Genomic DNA, 17,573 nt, shown 5'->3' with positions numbered 1-17,573 from the left:
CTGCGCTCATCTTCGTCATCCCACGCTGCCTTCGAGCGAAACCCCGAGCAGCTTCTGCGCCTCTACCGCGAACTCCATGGGCAGCTCGCGCAGCACCTCGCGGCAGAAGCCGTTCACGATCATTGAGACCGCGTCCTCCTCCGAGATGCCGCGCTGGCGGCAGTAGAAGAGCTGGTCCTCGGAGATCTTCGACGTGGTCGCCTCGTGCTCCACCGTCGCGCTCGCGTTCTTCACCTCGAGGTATGGGAAGGTGTGCGCGCCGCACTGGTCGCCGAGCAAGAGCGAGTCGCAGCGCGAGTGGTTGCGCGCGCCGGTCGCCTTCGGGCCGATCTTCACGAGCCCGCGGTAGCTCTGCTGGCCGTGGCCCGCGGAGATGCCCTTCGAGACGATCGTGGACCGGGTGTTCTTCCCGATGTGGATCATCTTTGTGCCGGTGTCGGCTTGCTGGCGCGCTCTCGTCAGGGCGACCGAGTAGAACTCGCCCACCGAGTCGTCGCCCTGCAGGATGCAGCTCGGGTACTTCCACGTGATCGAGGAGCCCGTCTCCACCTGCGTCCAGCTGATCTTGCTGCGCTTGCCGCGGCATGCGCCGCGCTTGGTCACGAAGTTGAAGATTCCGCCGCGGCCGTTCTCGTCGCCGGGGTACCAGTTCTGCACGGTCGAGTACTTGATCTCGGCGTCGTCGAGCGCGACGAGCTCCACGACCGCCGCGTGCAGCTGATTCTCGTCGCGCCGCGGCGCGGTGCAGCCCTCGAGGTACGACACGTAGGCGCCTTCCTCGGCGACGATCAGCGTGCGCTCGAACTGCCCTGTTTCTTGCGCGTTGATGCGGAAGTACGTCGACAGCTCCATCGGGCAGCGCACGCCCTTCGGGATGTAGGCGAACGAGCCGTCGCTGAACACGGCGCTGTTGAGCGCGGCGAAGAAGTTGTCGCCGTAGGGGACGACGGAGCCGAGGTAACGCTGCACGAGCTCGGGGTGCTTCTTCACCGCGTCCGAGAACGAGCCGAAGATGATGCCGTGCTTCTCGAGCTCGGCCTTGTAGGTGGTGGCGACCGAGACCGAGTCGAACACCGCGTCGACCGCGACACCCGCGAGCCGCTTCTGCTCCGCGAGCGGAATCCCGAGCTTCTCGTACGTCCGTAACAACTCGGGGTCGACGTCTTCGATCTTCTCGTACTTCGCCTGCTTCTTGGGCGCGGCGTAGTAGTACATGTCCTGGTAGTCGATCTCGGGGTACGTCACCTGCGCCCACTTCGGGTGATGCCCGGCCGCGAGCATCTCTACGAAGCGGCGATACGCCTTGAGCCGCCACTCGAGCAGCCACGCCGGCTCTTCCTTCTTCGCCGAGATGAGGCGCACCACGTCTTCGGAGAGCCCCTTCGGGATGCGCTCCATCTCGATCTCGGTGACGAAGCCGTACTCGTACTCTTTGGCGGCGAGGTCGCGGAGCTCTGCGTTCTCGGACATGGCGGGCTCAGTTGTTAGTGGTGGGGGCGGGTTCGATCGCGAGCAGCGGCGAGCCGCCGCGCGGGCGCGCGAGATCGGCGAGTGACACGCGCGAGAGGGCGTCGCGCACGGTGCGGTTGATGCGGTGCCACGGCTCGGAGACGGTGCAGCGCGCTTCCTGCTCGCAGTGCCCGGGGCCCGCGGTGCAGTCCATCAGCGCGATCGGCCCCTCGAGCGCGTGCACGATCTCGGCCACGCTGATCGAGCCCGGCGTTCGCACGAGCCGGTAGCCGCCCTTGGCGCCGCGCAGCGACTCGAGCAGGCCCGCGGCCGCCAACTGCTTCGCCATCTTGCTCACGGCCGGCAGCGGCAGGCGAGTCGACTCCGACAGCTCTCTCGCCGAGAGCTGCGCGCCTTCGGGTTCTGCGGCGATGCGCGCGAGCAGCACGATCCCGTAGTCCGTGAGCTTGCTGATGCGAAGCATGGGTGACTCCCGCCGCGAAGCAGTCGACCGTATCGGACCGAATTGGTGCTGTAAATCTCGGACTCGCTCGGTCCGGATTCGCCCGCGGAACTTTGGGGCCGGCGGGGATCGGCGGCCAAGGTCAGATCTCGACCGAGCCGAGCCTCGCCAGCGTTGCCAGCACGCCCTGCCCGTCGTGACACCAGGAGATGGGGGGTGCCTGCATCGATCCCGCGGGGCAGATGCGGGAGGCACCGAGGGCAGCGAGCCGCTGCCCGACTTCAGCCGCCGCGGTACGGGTGAATCCCGCGACGCCCGCAGACGCGAGATGGCGCGCGACCGGCGCGAGGGTTGCCTCGAGCGCACTCAGGTCCGGGATGAAGAGGACGCGCAGCGCCCGGCCGAGCGGCGAGCCGCGAAAGACCGACTCGCGCTCCGCGAGCAGCGCCCACGCGTTCCCGGCATCGCGTCGCAGCTCGGCCTCGCCACTGCTCGCCGCGCGCAGCTCGAACGTGGCGATCTCGTTCGCGCGCCGCGCGGCGTCCTCAGGGGTGAGCCGTCCAAGGGGCCAGGCCGCCGCTCGGTTTGCGAACGCGCGCGCCAACTCGCCCAGCAGCGCGGCGCGCTCGTCCCAGGGCCAACCCACCGCGAACAGCGCGATCGGCGAGAGGCAGCCGAGCTGGTCCCACAGCGCGGTGTCGACGGCGACCGCGCCGCACGCCTCCACGAGATCGCCCTCCCGCCCGATCGCGGCGACCGAGAAGCGATGTCCGTAACCGACGAAGCGCTGCCACGGCTGCGTGCGCGCGCGGATCGAGGCAACCGCTGCGTCACTGCCGGTCGCCACCACGCACTCGGCCTCGCACAGCGCGGCCATCGCCTCCGCGTCGCCGTGCGGGAACGACACGACCTCGACGCAAGCGCCGAGCTCAGGGTCGAGGCGCGCGAGCTCGTGCGCGACGGCGCGCGCGGTGACGGGGTCGTGTGCGCCCGTACGCACCAGCACCGGCGACCCGAGCGCGAGGGGCGCGATTCCCTGCAGCACGCTGGGCATCGGGATCGCGCCGCCGAGCACGACTGCGGTCAGCGGGAACCCGGAGGCGATGCGGCTCGGGTCGCCTCCAAGCTCGCGCGCGACGAGCGCCGCGAGCGCCTCCGCCGTCCAGGGCTCGAAGCCCAAATCGAGCCCGGCCGCGAGCGTCGCGGGATGGAAGCCCGTCGCGGCGGGAAGCTCCGCCGCGAGTCGCGCGCGGATCGCGCTCGCGGGGTCGCGCAGCCGCTCGAGCAACGTGCCGAGCACGCGCACGATCTCGGCGCGAGGTCGCGCGCGCAGCGCGGCGCCCGCTGCACGCAAGCGCGCCGATGCCGCGCGCACTTCGCTCGCGCTAGCCGGCACCGAGCATCTCGTCCGCGGCGATCGAGCAGCCGCGCGCCTCGGCGCCGGCGGAGCGGCCTAACACCTCGAAGCCACCCGGCAGCTCGCGTCCGAGGTCCGCGGTCTGTACCGCGAGCACGCTGCCGGTGTTGGCGAGGTCGACGATCTGGACGAGGCCGGCTTCGCCCGCGGGCACGTCCCAGCCCGTGTTCGGGTCGACGACGCGTACGCGCGTCCACGGCGGCGCGAGCTTGTGGCGCGCGGCGGACGGCTGCACGAGCACGCTGTCGTAGAACTGACTGCCGAGCTCGGTCATGCCGTACTGGTTCACAATCTGCGCAGGCGCCACGCCGAGCCGCTGCTGCAGCTGCGCGTAGAGCTCGTCGCGCCCGAGCTCGCGCGCGCGGCCCTTGAAGCCGCCCGTCTCCATGATGCGCGTGCCGAGCGGCAGCGCGATGCGCCGGCCCGCTTGCTCCATCGCCTCGAGCAGATGCACGAACGCGAACGCCGTGCCGCACAGCGCGATCGGCGCGCCCTTCGCGACGGCCGCTTCGAGTGCGAGTGCGAGCGAAGCGACTTCGAGCCGGCCGCGGCGCACGAAGTAGTCGCTTCCGTCGGCGCCGCGCTCGCGCAGCACGATCCCGAACATGTGCGAGAGCGAAGAGTCCTCCGCCTCCGCCGGGCTCGGCGCCAGCACGAGGATCGGCATGCGCCCGCGCGTCCCCAACAACTCGGGGAGCACGCCCGTCTCGAAGCTTGGCAGCAGAGACGCCTCGTACAGCTCGAGCGTGTCGAGGTAGAGCGCGCCGCGCTTCTCGGTGCTGGTGCCGCTGGTGCGGAACACGTGCTTCGTCGCGAGCGGCGCGAAGGAGCGCAGCGGCATTTCCTTGAACGCGCCCGTGGGCACGCACGGAATCTCGCGCCAAGTCGAAACCTGCGTCGGCCGCGCGCCGCGGCCCGCGGCGAACTTCCCGTACGGCACGCAGTGCTCGAACTGATGCGCGTAGAGCGCGAGCGCGAGGCGCTCGAAGCGCTCGGGGTCGTGGCGATCCGGCTCGCTGCGCATCCAATGCAGCAGCTCGCGCTCGATCTCGCGGCGCTCCATCACGCGAGCTCCGCGACGAGGATGCCGAGCGCGTGCTCGAGCGCCTCGCGCCCGATGCAGAGCGGAGGTGTTACGGAGAGCACGCGGCCGTCGTCGCCGCTCGGCAGCAGGATCACGCCGCGCGCGAGCGCCGCCGCGCAGGCGCGCTGCGCGGTTTCGGGCGTGTCGCACTCGATGCCGAGCATGAGGCCGCGCCCGCGCACCTCGCTCACGCGCGCGAGCCCGCGCGTGCGTGCGCGCAGGAACGCAAGCGCCGCGGCGCCGCCTTCGGCCGCGCGCTCCACGAGCTTCTCGTCTTCGAGCACCGCCATCGACGCGAGCGCCGCCGCGCAGCTCGGCGGGTGACCGAGGAACGTCTGCGTGTGCAGCGCCTCGCCGTGCGACGCGGGCCACGCATCCATCACCGCGGCGCGCCCAATGCACGCCGAGATCGGCATGCCCGACGCGAAGCCCTTGCCCACGCATAACAAGTCGGGCTGCACGCCCTCGTGCTCGCACGCGAACCAGCGGCCGGTGCGCCCGAAGCCCGTGTAGATCTCGTCGAGGATCAGCAGCCAGCCTGCGCGTTCGCAGATCGCGCGCAGCTCGCTGAGAAAACCGTCGGGAGGAACGCGCTCGCCGCCGCGGCCTTGGATCGGCTCCACGAGCACCGCGCCGACTTCGGCGCCGAGCTCGCGCGCGGCGCGCAGCACGTCGCGCGCATCGCCGAAGCGCGCGAAGCCGGTGCGCACCGGGAGGCGCGCGGCGAACGGCGCGCGGAACATCGGGCGATGCGTCGCGTCGAGCGCGCCAAACGCGAGGCCGTGGTACGCGCCCGCGAACGCGATCACGCCGGGCTTCCCCGTCGCCACGAGCGCGGTCTTCAGCGCAGTCTCCACCGCGTCCGAGCCCGAGCTGCCGAGCACCGCGCGCACCGGCCCGCCGCCGGGGAAGCGCGCCGCGAGCGCTTCGAGCAGCGCGACCTTCACCGCGGGCGGATGCACGTCGCCCATCGCGTGCATCAGCCGTGCGCTCTGCTCCGCCACCGCTGCGACCACGCGCGGATGCGCATGCCCCGCGTTCGCCACGCCAAAGCCGCCGCCGAGATCGACGAAGCGATTGCCGTCCGCGTCCCACACGTTCGCGCCGCTCGCGCGCTCCCAGCAGATCGGCGGCTCCGGCACGAGACACGTGACGTTGCGGCTCTCCACCGCCGCAAGCCGCGCCGCGAGCGCTCGCGAACGCGGCCCCGGCACGGCCGTGCGCACGTCGGGCAGAAGTGTCGCGGGCGAACGCATGAGGGCGCGCAGCTTAGGGACTCGAGGGGGCGCGCACTGGGGACGTACGTGCACCAAGACGCGCACCTGGGACGTACATGCACATCGCCGCGCACGCGGGACGCTCTTGCACTCCCCTGGCGTAGCGTCGCCGCCCTTCGGAGAACCCATGACCCGCGACGACACCCGCCCCGACCGCCACCGCCTCCAGTTCGCCTCGCCGCGCGGGTTCAAGCTCGCCTACGTGGACGAGGGACGCGGCGCGGCGCTGCTGCTCGTGCACGGCTGGCCGGAGACGATGCGCATCTGGTGGCGCAACATCGCGCCGCTCGCGGCCGCGGGCTTTCGCGTGATCGCGCCCGACCTGCGCGGCTTCGGCGCGAGCGATGTCGCGCGGGACGGCTTTCACGACGTGCCGTCGCACTCGCGCGATCTCGCCGCGCTGCTCGATCAGCTCGGCGTCGCGCAGGTCGTGCTCGTGGGCGGCGACCTCGGCGGCGCCGTGCTGCAGGACTTCGCGCTGCGCTTCCCCGAGCGCGTGCTGCGCATCGTCGTGTTCAACTCGCCGCTCCCGTTCGTGAAGGACGCGATGGCGGGGATGCGCACGCGCCCCGCGCGCGAGGCGGGCGATTACTTCCTGCGCCAAGGCAACGACGCCGACGCGCTCGCGGCGGAGCTCGATACGCCTGACAAGCTGCGCCGCTACATCGCGACCTTCTACGGCTCGCGCTTCTGGGCGCACCCGGGTTCATTCGACCAAGCCGCGGTGGACTTCATGACGGAGCCCTTCGCCGACGCCGCGAAGCTGCGCGCGAGCTTTGGCGGCTACGAGAGCAGCTTCCACGCGAGCGCGCGCAGCGAGCCCGCGCTGCGCGGCACGATCTCGCACGAGACGCTGATCCTGCACGGCCCCTCGGACCACGTGATCTATCCCGAGTTCGATCGCATGGCGGCGGTCGTGTTCCCGAACCACGTCGGCCCCTTCCTCGTGCGCGACGCCGGCCACTTCCTGCAGTGGGAAGCGGCGCACGCGCTGAACAGCGCCGTGCGCGCGTTCTGCCGCGACCTCGCGGCAAAGTGACGACGCGCGCTTACATCGCTCTCGGCGCGAACCTCGGCGACCGCGCAGCGAACATCGCGCGCGCACTCGAGCAGCTGCGCGCGACGCCAGGCGTACGAGTTGTTACGGCGTCGCGCCACTGGGAGACCGCGCCCGTCGGCCCACCGCAGCCCGCGTACCTGAACGCCGCCGCAGCGCTCGACACCGAGCTCGACGCGCTCTCGCTGCTCGGGCGCTTGCACGAGATCGAGCGCGAGCTCGGCCGCACGCGCGGGGACGAGCGCAACCTGCCGCGCACGCTGGATCTCGACTTGTTGTTGTTCGGAGGTCTCGTGATCGACGCGCCGGAGCTAGTGGTGCCGCACCCGCGCATGCACGAGCGCGCCTTCGTGCTGGAGCCGCTCGCGGAGATCGCGGGGGGCGAGGTGCATCCGGCGTTGGGGAAAACGATCGCGGAACTTGCTGCGCGAGTGCGCCACTCGGAGAAGGCGCGGCCGCTTCCCTAAGCCAAGACCGGGGCCGGCGAGCGCGCGGAGCCAGTGCTCGATCCAAGACGGACTCTCGTCCGAGACTTCGGCGGCTGCCCCCAACGGCATCGATGCGACGACTCAGGCGAAGACGAGGAGCGCGCGTGGTTTCCTCAAGTCCACTCCACCCACGCCCCGTGGTAGTGGCACTTCCCTAACAATCGATCCTCGCCTCTCGGCCACGTGCGCAGGCGGATCTCGCAGTACTCGAAGTTCGGGCCTTCCATGCGCAGCCACGCGAGCGGGGACTCGGCGGTTGCGCGCGCGCCTGCTTCTTCCATCAGCAGGTAGATGCGCTTGCGCTCGGCTTCAGGCACGTACATCCACATCACGCTGTGGAAGAGCACGCTGGTCGTGCGCGCGGGCAGGGTGGCGACCTCGCGCGCGATCCAGTCGCCGGCGCTCGCTTGCTCGAGCCTTACGCCCGAGCGCAGGGCGCACTCGATCGCAGCGCGGAGGCGCGCGAGCCGTTCGACCTGATCGGGCCAGAAGAACGACTCGAGGCGCAGGCGGCGGTCGCGGTCGCGCAGGTCGATCGGGAAGAGGTCGCAGCCTTTGCGGCTCGCGATTCGGAGCGAGGCGCCGCTCGTTTCGAGCGGCTTGCCGCGCCACTCGCAGTCGAGGGTGAGCGGCGCGTCCGCGTGCCCGAAGCGCTGCGCGCCGAGCTCGTAGCGGAACTGGTCGAAGCATTGATTGAGGCCCGCGCTCGCGCCGATCTCGAGCAGGCGCATCGGAAACGGGAAATTGCGCGCGATCTCCACGAAGCCGCCGATCAGAGCGCAGCAGCGGCGCACCTCGTTGGTTTGGATCTGCTCGGTGAGATGCACGCGGATGCGCGCTTCGTGCTGCGCGATTACGTCGCGTAGCGCCGGCCACGCCCGTGCGGCGTCGTAGGCGCCGCCGCAGCTCGGCAGGAACGCCCCGAGCGCGGGCGCGTCGCCGCGCAGGGCGAGGAAGTGCGCGGCGCCTAACAAGCGCAGCGCGACGTTGTCGAGCAATGGGTGGCCGACCCAGTCCGCGAGCGCGCGCGCGACGCCGCCGCCCGCCGCGAAGTCGTCGCCGCAGCGCGCCAGCAGGTCCGCGTAGATTGCCGAGCCCATCGCGGCGCAGGCGTCCGCCTGCTTTCGGAACATCGCGAGGATCTCGGCGTCGCGCGCGGACTCGCTCATCGGGTCAGCCCGGGTAAAGGAGCAGCACGCCGAACAGGCCGTCGCGCAGCGCGGCGCGCCATACGCGCGCGTCGAGGTCGCTCGTCAGCACGGCTCCGCCCACGCGCACGCAGGCTGCCGCGACCCACGCGCCGCCGAGCAACGCGAACGCGACCTGATCTTGCGCGAACACCGCGAACCCACCGAGCGCGGCGAGCAGCGCGCCGTGCGTCGCGCGGAGCTCGCTGCGGCCGAGCGCGTCGCTCGCGGCGAGGCCGCTGCGGCGCGCGAACAAGTTCGGCGTGAGCAGCGCGTAGACGCCGCGCAGCAGCGTCGCGATCGCGCCGGCGACGTGGAAGGTGTGTGCGAGCTCCACGAAGTTCACGCTAGCGGCGATCTCGTTGCGATAGCCTCGCGCGCCTCAACTTCTCAGGGAGCATCCGATGAGCGCCAACACCCAGCGCGTGCGCGACTTCGTCGCCGCGTGGAGCCGTAACAACGTCGACGAGATCATGAGCTACTTCGCGTCCGACGCGGTCTACCACAACATCCCCGTCGACCCGGTGAAGGGCGCCGAGGCGATTCGCAAGGCGATCTCCGGTTTCTCCACGATGGCGAGCGAGGCCGAGTGGGTGCTGCACCAAATCGCCGAGAACGCGCACGGTGTGGTGCTGACCGAGCGCACCGACCGCTTCAAGATCGCGGGCAAGTGGCTCGAGCTGCCGGTGATGGGCACGTTCGAGCTGCGCGACGGGCAGATCACCGCGTGGCGCGACTACTTCGACATGCAGCAGTGGGTGAAGCAGATGCCGGGGCCCCCGAAGTAGCCGGATGCTCGCTCGCCCGACCGCGCGTCCGGGCCGCCACCTGCGCGGTTCGATTCGCGCGTAACCGGCGGGCGGGATTCCGCATCGGTCGGCTACAAATTCGCGCCTGCCCGGACGACGAGAGCCCCCGATGACTGCCGCGATCGCACGAGAAGCCACTGATTTCACGGAGTTGGTCGCGTCCACGGCCAGCTGGGCGGCGGAGGCAGGCCCGGAGGAAATCCTCAGCTGGGCCGTCGAGAACTTCCATCCGCACATGGCCGTCTCGTGCTCGTTCGGCAACCCCGACGGCCTCGTGCTGATCGACATGCTGCACCGCATCGAGCCGGGCCTGCGGGTCTACACGCTCGATACGGGCCGCCTGCCGCAGTCGACCTACGACCTGATCGATCGCGTGCGCGACCGCTACGGCGTGAACGTCGAGGTGATCTACCCCGACGCTGAGGCGGTGCAGAAGCTCGTGCGCGAGCACGGCATGAACCTCTTCTACGAGTCGCTCGAGAAGCGCCAGCTGTGCTGCCGCGTTCGCAAGGTCGAGCCGAACCGCCGCTATCTCGCGACGCTCGACGCGCACGTCACCGGCCTTCGCCGCACACAGAACGTCACGCGCGTGGGTGTCTCGAAGATCGAGCTCGAGCAGGGCGGGCGGCTCGTGAAGGTGAACCCGCTCGTCGACTGGAGCGGCGCCCAGGTGTGGGACTACGTGCGCAAGAACGGCGTGCCGGTGAATCGCCTCCACGCCGAGGGCTTCCCGACGGTCGGCTGCATGCCGTGCACACGCGCGGTGAAGCCGGGCGAGGACGCGCGCGCGGGGCGCTGGTGGTGGGAGCAGGCGGAGACGAAGGAGTGCGGGATGCATAGTCCGTCGGAGCAAGACGGGTCCGGCATCTAGCCTCCTTCCGACTTCCTGCGTTCACGCGACGGCCTATGCGTTCCCTGTTGACTTCGCAAAGCGCTCCGAAGACTCCGCCTTTGCTGCGCGCTTCGCTTGCGGTCTCGGCCGACCTGCTGGGTAGGAGCGTTCGACTTCGAGGGCGTTCTGGCGTGTGCGCTGCGCGTCAATGCACGTCCTCGGCGCGCCTAGTCTGGCGGTTGCAGGCAGCGAGCGTCTCGTGCGCAGCTTGGGTGCGTTTGTGATCGCGGGGGCTCAAGGAATTCGCGGTGTGGTCCGAAGCAGGAGCGACGCCCGTGGAGGTGTTGCCAATGCACTCGTCCATCGCGATTTCGGTTGATCGCGCGCTGTTCGCGCTCGGCTTCGCACTACTGCTGGCGCTCGCTTGGCCCGGCATTGAGGTGAGCGCGGGCGAGCCTCGCGACCTGGCACCTTCCTCGCGCGAGCTGATCGGCCTTGGCACACCGCCGCCACCCGCAGCGGCTGGCGCGCCCGCGCCCGGTTGCGAAGTCCCGGATGCGAAGGTGGTGGCGGCGCAAGAGGCGAGGCAGCGAGACGTGATGCGCCAGCTCGCCCAAGCGACCGGCCCCGGCGACCTCCAGCCGATGAATGGGCGCGGCCTCAACTACGAGCGGCAAACCGACATCGCGCTCGAGCTCTCCCGCCTCCGAGCCGAGGCTCGTCAACACGCAGAGCAGCAGTAACGCCCGCGCGGGTCGCTTCTTCGCTTTGACTCGAACGAGCGCAGCTGCCTAAGCTGCCCCGGCGCGCGTGCCGGAGGGAGCGATGAGCCCGGGAGCGAGAACTCGCTTTCGGCGTCTGACCGCGGCGCTCGCAATTCTGTGGGCGCTCGCGTCGTTCGTCGCCGGCCTACAGGCGAAGCTCGCCGCGCGCGAGCGGCCGTTCCTGCCGTTCTCGTTCTCGACCGCCGCGGGCGTGCACGTCATCAACGAGCTCGGGCCCGAGGCGCGCAAGCTCGGGATCGAGTCGCGCGACCGGTTGCTGACGATCGACGGCCACCCGGTCGGCGACTGGATGCGGCTCGGGATGCCCGCCCTCGAGGTCGGCGGCGAGGCGCTCGTACGCTTACAGAAGCGCGACGGGCGCGTGATCGAGGTGACGCTGCACGCGGTACCGGAGGAGGAGGCGTCCTGCCCGCTCGATCGCCTCGCGATGATCGCGATCCCGATCGTCGGCCTCGTCTACGCCGTGATCGGGCTCGCGGTGTGGTTGCTCAAGCCCGACCGCCGCGAGTCGTGGGTGTTCTTGCTGTTCTGCGCGATGTCGTCGGCGCTGCTGACGCTCGTCGGGCCCGCGTTCGGTCCGGTGTGGATCTTCATCGGCGTGACGATTCCGTGGGTCGGCGCCACGGCGTTCCATCTCTTTACGACGTATCCGATCGAGCCCGCCTGGATCGTGCGGTACCCGCAGATTCGCGCCGGCGTCTACTACGCGGCGCTGGCGCTCAGCACGCTCCACTTGTTACGGCCGTGGCTCACCTTCACGCACGACGGTCTCGACGCGGTCTCCACCGCGTTCGCCGCCGGCATGGCACTCGTTTGCCTCGGCATCGCGGTGACGGAGCGGCTGCGGTGCCCGAGTGTGAAGGCCGCCGAGCGCGCCGATGTGATGCTCGTGGGCGGAACGCTCTCGTTCCTACCGATCGTGATCGCGCTCGGCGTCCACGTCACGGTCGGTACGCCGTTCACGTGGACGCTCTCGATGCTGATCTTCTTCTTGTTCCCCGCCGCCGTCGGCTACGGAATCGTGCGGCGCGATCTGTTCGATCTGCGCGTCGTCGCGCGCTCGAGCGCGGCCTACGGCGCCGCCACGCTCGCGATCACCGGCCTCTTCGCCGCGCTCATCACGCTCGCCGCGGGCGCGCTGCGCCGGTTCGACGTCGACGCGCGCACGCCGATCGCGAGCGTCGTGTTCCTCCCGATCGCGATTCTCGCGTTCAACCCGATGCTGCGGCGCGTGCAGCGCCTGGTCGACGACGTGTTCGATCGCGAGCGCCGCGCATATCGCCGCGCGGTGCGCGAGATCTCGGAAGCGATGGTCTCGATGCTGTCCGCGAAGGAGATCGTCGAGCGCATCCTGATCGCGGTGACGGACACGATGGGCGTCGAGCGCGCGCTCGTGATGCTGCACGACGGCGGCGGCGCGACGCTGCGCGCGGCGGCGTCGCGCGGCGACTGGGACGAGGACGCGCTCGCGCTCGAGCTGGAGCCGGACCACCCGGTCTGTCGCCAGCTCTGGATGCAGCGCCAAGAGCTCGCGCGCGGCGACTTCGACGACGAGGCCGACGCGGAGACGCGCTCGGCATGCCAAGACGCCTTCGACACGCTCGACGTCGAGCTGCTCGTCCCGATTCTGTTCGGCGTCGATCTGCTCGGCATCATCGCGGTGGGCCGCAAGCTCACGGGCGAGCGCCTCGGGCCCGACGAGCGTCAGCTGTTGCGGACGCTCGCGAACCAGAGCGCGATCGCGATCGAGAACGCGAAGGCCTTCGACGAGATCGCGCAGCTCAACAAGACGCTCGAAGCGCGCGTCGAGGAGCGCACGCGCGAGCTGCGCGACACGCAGGCGCAGCTCGTGCAGAGCGAGAAGATGCGCTCGCTCGGCCAGCTCGTCGCGGGCGTCGCGCACGAGCTCAACAACCCGATCGGCTTCGTGCACGCGAACCTCCAGCTGCTCGAGGAGAACGTGGAGCGCTTGATGCGCGCCGACGTCGATTCCGGGCGGCGGGTACGGGCGCGCGACGCGATCGACAAGCTGCTCGTGCGCAGCCAAGAGGGCGCGGGGCGCGTGAAGCAGATCGTGCAGGATCTGCGCACGTTCTCGCGCACCGATCAGGCCGAGCTCACGCAGGTTTCGCTGAACGAGGCGATCGAGCGAACGCTGACGCTGATCGAGCCGCGCACGAAGAACCGCATCGCGGTGGAGCGCGATCTCGGCGATCTGCCGGACGTGCGTTGTTATGCCGGCCAGCTGAATCAGGTGTTCATGAACCTGCTGATGAACGCGTGCGACGCGCTCGGCGAGCGCGGGAAGATCACGGTCCGCACGCGGCCGGCAGAGGACGGCGTGGTGCTCGAGTTCGCGGACGACGGCCCGGGCATGAGCCCCGAAGTGTCGAGCCGCGTGTTAGAGCCGTTCTTCACGACCAAGCCCGTCGGCAAGGGTACCGGCCTCGGCCTCTCGATCTCGCACGGCATCGTCGAGCGCCACGGCGGCACGATGAGCGTCGAGTCCGAGCCCGGACACGGCGCGAAGTTCACGATTCGTTTGCCGCTCGCTCCGCCTGCGGAAATCGAGGCGGGCGCGGCATGAAGCACCGCGCGACGAGCTTCCAGCGCGTGACGGGCCTCGCCGCAGTCGCGTGGGCCGTGCTTTCGCTGGTGCTCGTGATCTACGGGCAGGTCACGCTGCCGCCCCGCGTCGAGGCGCCGATCTTCACCAGCTCGCTCGGCGGCCTCGTGATCGTGAGCACCGCCGACGAGGCGTGCGTCGAAGCGGGCGTCGAGCGCGGGCAGCGCGTGCTCGCGGTCGACGGCGTGCCGGTGCAGCAGTGGTATCGCGAGCGCGGCTGGGAGCGGCTCGAGGCCGGCAAGCCCGTCGTCTACCGCTTGGAGCAGCGCGGCGGGCTCGTCTCCGAGGTCTCCCTGCTTCCGCGGCACACCGAGAGCGGCTACGCGCTTCTGCTCGTGCCGATCTTCGCCGCACTCGTAGCGGCGGGTGCGGTGTACTTGTTCGTGGGCGCGTTCGTGTGGCGGCTGCGCTCGGGCAGAACCGAAGCCTGGTCGTTCCTGCTGTTCTCGTCGTGCATGGCGACGACGCTGTTCAGCGCGGTGCACACCTTCGACGCGCCGTTCGGCTACGAGCGCATGGCGATCACGCAGCCGCTGCTCGGCGCGACGATGCTGCACCTCTTCACGCGCTTCCCGACCGAACCGCTCTGGATGCGCGGCCGCGCCTGGCTGCGCGCGCTTCCGTACGCGATTGCGCTCGCCTGCATCGCGACGCTGCCGATCGAGCGCGCGGGTCTGCTCCCGCCCGGCATCGCGATGTCCGCGGGCCTCGACTTCGCGTTCGCCGCCGCGTTCCTCTCGATCGGAATCCTGATCGCCGAGCGTTGGCGGATCCGCGGCAGCGGCGAGACCGCGGCCGCCGACATCGTGCTCGCCGGCGCGCTGCTCAGCTTCGCGCCGATGTCGCTGCTGTTCGCGCTGTTGTTGTGGGCGCCGGTCTCGCTGCCGGTCTCCGCGGCGCTGATCTGGTTCGGCGTGTTTCCGCTCGCGGTCGGCTACGGACTCGTGCGCGGGCGACTCTTCGACGTGCGCAACTTCGCGCGCTCCTCGGGCGCGTACGGCGCGGCCACGCTCGCGATCACGGGTCTGTTCGCAGGCACGATCACCTTCGCCGACGCCGCGTTTCGCAGATTCAACGTCAACGCCGAGTCGCCGCTCTTCTCGATCGTGTTCCTGTTCCTCGCGATCCTCGCCTTCAATCCGCTGCGCAACCGCCTGCAGGCGCTCGTCGACCGCATATTCGACCGCGACCGCGCCGGCCACCGCGACGCGCTGCGCGAGATCTCCGAGGCGATGGTCTCGATGCTCTCGCTCGGCGAGATCAGCGAGCGCCTCCTGCTCGCGATTCAGGACACGATTCCGGTCTCGCGCTCGCTCGTGCTGCTGCTCGACGAGGAGACGCGCGTGCTGAAGCCGAGCGCGTGGCGCGGCGAGTGGGGCGCCGGGGCGCACGCGTTCTCGCTCGAAGCGAGCCACCCCGTCGCGCGCCATCTCTGGATGCGGCGCCAGGAGCTTTCTGCCGCCGACTTCGAGAACGCCGCGGATCCAGAGACGCGCTCGCGCTGCGGCGAGGTGTACGACGCGCTCGGCGTGCAGCTGCTCGTGCCGATCCTGTTCGGCGTCGACTTGTTAGGGGTGATCGCGATCGGCGAGCGCCTCTCGGGCGAGAAGCTCGGACCCGAGGACCGCCAGCTGTTGCGCACGCTCGCGAACCAGAGCGCCATTGCGATCGAGAACGCGCAGGCGTTCGACGAGATCGCGAAGCTGAACGAGACGCTCGAGGCGCGCGTCGACGAGCGCACGCGCGAGCTCGAGCAAACGCAGACGCAGCTGCTGCAGAGCGAGAAGATGCGCTCGCTCGGGCAGCTCGTGGCGGGCGTTGCACACGAGCTGAACAACCCGATCGGCTTCGTGCACGCGAACCTCCAGCTGCTGCCCGGCTACGTGGAGAAGCTCGTCGAGGCGCAGGAGAGCGGCGGCGACGTGGAGAAGCCGCGCGAGGCGATTCGCAAGCTGCTCTCGCGCAGCCGCGAAGGCACGGAGCGCGTGAAGAACATCGTGATGGACCTGCGCAGCTTCTCGCGCATGGACCAAGCCGAGCTCACCGACGCAGACTTGAACGCCGAGCTCACGCGCACGCTCGGCCTGATGGAGCCGCGCTTCAAGGACGGCGTCCAGGTGGAGCGCGCGTTCGAGAAGCTGCCGCTCGTGCGCTGCTACCCCGCTCAGCTGAATCAGGTGTTCATGAACCTCGTGATGAACGCCTGCGATGCGCTCGAAGGCCGCGGCACCGTGCGCGTCTCGAGCGAGCCCAGCGCGGACGGCGTGCGCATCTCGATCGCCGACGACGGCCCCGGCATTCCCCCTGCCATCCGCGCGCGCATCTTCGAGCCGTTCTTCACGACCAAGCCCGCCGGCCAGGGCACCGGCCTCGGCCTCTCGATCTCGCACGGCATCGTGGAGCGTCACGGTGGAAGGCTCAGCGTCGAGTGCCCGCCGGAGGGCGGCACCGTGTTCAGCATCGAGTTGCCGTTGGTGGCCAAGCCCTTGGATGCCGACGCTGAGACTGCGGCGTAGCGAGCGTCGAGTGGGCAACGGCCCAATCTGCGGCGCAAGTCGGCGGGCGTCGGAGTACGCTGCGCGTCTTCCACGAAGGAGCACGACATGCGTCTCGGCCTGAACCTCGGCTACTCGGGCGCGGAAGCGTCGATCGACATGGAGAAGGTGAAGCGCGCGGAGGCGCTCGGCTTCGACTCGCTGTGGAGCGCGGAGGCGTACGGCTCGGACGCGATCACGCCGCTCGCGTACGTCGCGGCCCTGACGAGCAAGATCAAGCTCGGCACCGCGATCATGCAGATGCCCGGCCGCACTCCCGCGATGACGGCGATGACCGCGATGACGCTCGACGCGCTCAGCGGGGGCCGCTTCATCCTCGGCCTCGGGCCCTCGGGACCGCAGGTCGTCGAGGGCTGGCACGGCGTGCCCTACGGCAAGCCGCTCACGCGCACGCGCGAGTACGTCGCGATCGTCCGCCAGATCCTCGCGCGCGAGAAGGCGGTGACGTTCTCGGGCGAGCACTACCAGATCCCGAACGTCGGCCCCGGCACGACGGGGCTCGGCAAGCCGCTGAAGAGCATCCTGCACGGCCGCAAGGACATGCCGATCTTCACCGCCTCGATCGGGCCTGCGGGCATCGAGTGCAGCGCCGAAGTCGGCGACGGATTGATCCCCGTCTGGATGAGTCCCGAGCGCATGGACCTGCTGAAGCCTCCGCTCGAGAAGGGCTTCGCGAAGAGCGGCGGCCGTAACAACCTCGCGAGCTTCCGCATCGCGCCGTTCGTGACCGTCGTGATCGGCGACGACCTCGCGCGCTGCCGCATGCCCGTGAAGGGCTTCCTCGCGCTCTACATCGGCGGCATGGGTGCGCGCGGCAAGAACTTCTACAACGACTACGCGAAGCGGCTCGGCTACGAGGAGGCCGCGGTGAAGATTCAAGACCTCTATCTCGACGGGAAGAAGATGGAGGCGATGGCCGCGGTGCCCGACGAGCTCGTCGACGAGATCGCGCTGGTGGGCCCGAAGGAACGCGTGACCGAGCGGCTCGCGGTCTGGAAGAAGTCCGGCGTGACGGACCTGATCGCCGGCGCGGGCCAAGTCGAGGCGCTCGAGGTGCTCGCGAAGGCGGTGCTGTGATGCCCGAGATCGTGTTCGCGCTCTATCGCCCGAAGCTCGGCCGCGAAGCCGACTTGCTCGCGATCGTGAAGGGGCACGTGCCCGCGCTGCGCGAGCTCGGACTCGTCACGGCGCGCACGCCGATCGTCGCGCGCTCGCGCAAGGACGGCACGATCATCGAGGTGTTCGAGTGGGCCTCGAACGAAGCGATCGAGCGCGCGCACCGCGATCCGGCGGTGCAGGCGATCTGGACGCGCTTCGGCGAGTGCGCGGACTACCCCACGTTCGGGCAGCTCGCCGAAGCCGGCGAGATGTTCGCGGGCTTCGAGCCGGTCGACGTGACCACGCCGCGCGCGCGCAAGGCGGCGCCGACGCGCCGTAAGCGCGCAGCCGCGCGCGCCAAGAAGGCGAAGCCCGCGCGCAAGAAGGCGCCGAGCGCGAAGCGAGGCAAGCGGCGCTGAGCAAGCGCCGCTTCGCCCAGCCAACGG

General features: G+C 70.2%; 16 protein-coding genes. 9 read left to right on the top strand and 7 right to left on the bottom strand.

The window, feature by feature from the left end:
• Nucleotides 1-15 precede the first annotated feature (15 nt).
• The 5 genes from sufB to FJ091_16680 form a co-directional block, all read right to left on the bottom strand.
• Nucleotides 16-1,470 carry a Fe-S cluster assembly protein SufB gene (gene sufB / locus FJ091_16700; GenBank protein ID MBM4384993.1) on the bottom strand — a complete coding sequence of 485 codons (1,455 nt, stop codon included), beginning with the start codon at nucleotides 1,468-1,470 and terminating at the stop codon, nucleotides 16-18.
• A gap of 7 nt (nucleotides 1,471-1,477) precedes the next feature.
• The gene (locus FJ091_16695; GenBank protein ID MBM4384992.1) at nucleotides 1,478-1,933 is read right to left on the bottom strand and encodes an SUF system Fe-S cluster assembly regulator; all 456 of its coding nucleotides are present in this window, start codon (nucleotides 1,931-1,933) and stop codon (nucleotides 1,478-1,480) included.
• 121 nt (nucleotides 1,934-2,054) lie between these two features.
• Nucleotides 2,055-3,308 carry a hypothetical protein gene (locus tag FJ091_16690; protein ID MBM4384991.1) on the bottom strand — a complete coding sequence of 418 codons (1,254 nt, stop codon included), beginning with the start codon at nucleotides 3,306-3,308 and terminating at the stop codon, nucleotides 2,055-2,057.
• Entirely contained in the window at nucleotides 3,298-4,392 is a 1,095-nt protein-coding gene (locus FJ091_16685) for a long-chain fatty acid--CoA ligase (GenBank protein ID MBM4384990.1), read from the bottom strand. The genes FJ091_16690 and FJ091_16685 overlap by 11 nt, the downstream gene beginning before the upstream one ends.
• On the bottom strand, nucleotides 4,392-5,669 hold the full coding sequence (locus tag FJ091_16680) for an aminotransferase class III-fold pyridoxal phosphate-dependent enzyme (protein MBM4384989.1): 1,278 nt from the start codon (nucleotides 5,667-5,669) through the stop codon (nucleotides 4,392-4,394). The genes FJ091_16685 and FJ091_16680 overlap by 1 nt, the downstream gene beginning before the upstream one ends.
• Before the next feature lie 148 nt (nucleotides 5,670-5,817).
• Between FJ091_16680 and FJ091_16675 the strand changes: the two genes are divergently transcribed.
• Both FJ091_16675 and folK read left to right on the top strand, forming a co-directional pair.
• Entirely contained in the window at nucleotides 5,818-6,729 is a 912-nt protein-coding gene (locus FJ091_16675; GenBank protein MBM4384988.1) for an alpha/beta hydrolase, read from the top strand.
• Nucleotides 6,726-7,214: a 2-amino-4-hydroxy-6-hydroxymethyldihydropteridine diphosphokinase gene (folK, locus tag FJ091_16670; protein MBM4384987.1), complete on the top strand. Its 489-nt coding sequence runs from the start codon at nucleotides 6,726-6,728 to the stop codon at nucleotides 7,212-7,214. Before FJ091_16675 ends, folK begins: the two co-directional genes overlap by 4 nt.
• A 134-nt stretch (nucleotides 7,215-7,348) precedes the next feature.
• Here the strand turns inward: folK and FJ091_16665 are convergent, their stop codons facing one another.
• Complete coding sequence (locus FJ091_16665) at nucleotides 7,349-8,404, bottom strand: DUF2332 domain-containing protein (protein MBM4384986.1); 1,056 nt, start codon at nucleotides 8,402-8,404, stop codon at nucleotides 7,349-7,351.
• A 4-nt stretch (nucleotides 8,405-8,408) separates the two neighbouring features.
• Entirely contained in the window at nucleotides 8,409-8,759 is a 351-nt protein-coding gene (locus FJ091_16660) for a hypothetical protein (protein ID MBM4384985.1), read from the bottom strand.
• 67 nt (nucleotides 8,760-8,826) lie between these two features.
• On the opposite strand from FJ091_16660, the gene FJ091_16655 reads away from it, so the two are divergent.
• From FJ091_16655 to FJ091_16625, 7 genes are all read left to right on the top strand, one after another.
• Nucleotides 8,827-9,210, top strand: coding sequence for a nuclear transport factor 2 family protein (locus tag FJ091_16655; GenBank protein MBM4384984.1), 384 nt, complete (start codon nucleotides 8,827-8,829; stop codon nucleotides 9,208-9,210).
• Nucleotides 9,211-9,340: 130 nt separating this feature from the next.
• Complete coding sequence (locus tag FJ091_16650) at nucleotides 9,341-10,102, top strand: phosphoadenylyl-sulfate reductase (GenBank protein ID MBM4384983.1); 762 nt, start codon at nucleotides 9,341-9,343, stop codon at nucleotides 10,100-10,102.
• A gap of 269 nt (nucleotides 10,103-10,371) precedes the next feature.
• Entirely contained in the window at nucleotides 10,372-10,806 is a 435-nt protein-coding gene (locus FJ091_16645; protein MBM4384982.1) for a hypothetical protein, read from the top strand.
• An 82-nt stretch (nucleotides 10,807-10,888) separates the two neighbouring features.
• Complete coding sequence (locus tag FJ091_16640) at nucleotides 10,889-13,435, top strand: GAF domain-containing protein (GenBank protein ID MBM4384981.1); 2,547 nt, start codon at nucleotides 10,889-10,891, stop codon at nucleotides 13,433-13,435.
• Nucleotides 13,432-15,990, top strand: a complete 2,559-nt coding sequence (locus tag FJ091_16635; GenBank protein MBM4384980.1) for a GAF domain-containing protein — start codon at nucleotides 13,432-13,434, stop codon at nucleotides 15,988-15,990. The genes FJ091_16640 and FJ091_16635 overlap by 4 nt, the downstream gene beginning before the upstream one ends.
• 87 nt (nucleotides 15,991-16,077) lie before the next feature.
• On the top strand, nucleotides 16,078-17,106 hold the full coding sequence (locus FJ091_16630; GenBank protein MBM4384979.1) for an LLM class F420-dependent oxidoreductase: 1,029 nt from the start codon (nucleotides 16,078-16,080) through the stop codon (nucleotides 17,104-17,106).
• A complete protein-coding gene (locus tag FJ091_16625) occupies nucleotides 17,106-17,546 on the top strand; it encodes a hypothetical protein (protein MBM4384978.1) in 441 nt (146 codons plus the stop codon). Before FJ091_16630 ends, FJ091_16625 begins: the two co-directional genes overlap by 1 nt.
• Nucleotides 17,547-17,573: the final 27 nt, after the last annotated feature.

It is taken from the genome of Deltaproteobacteria bacterium (assembly GCA_016875395.1).
Classification (GTDB): domain Bacteria; phylum Myxococcota_A; class UBA9160; order UBA9160; family UBA6930; genus VGRF01.
Note: the sequence above shows the minus strand (reverse complement) of the source record. Positions and strands in the feature narration are given on the sequence as shown.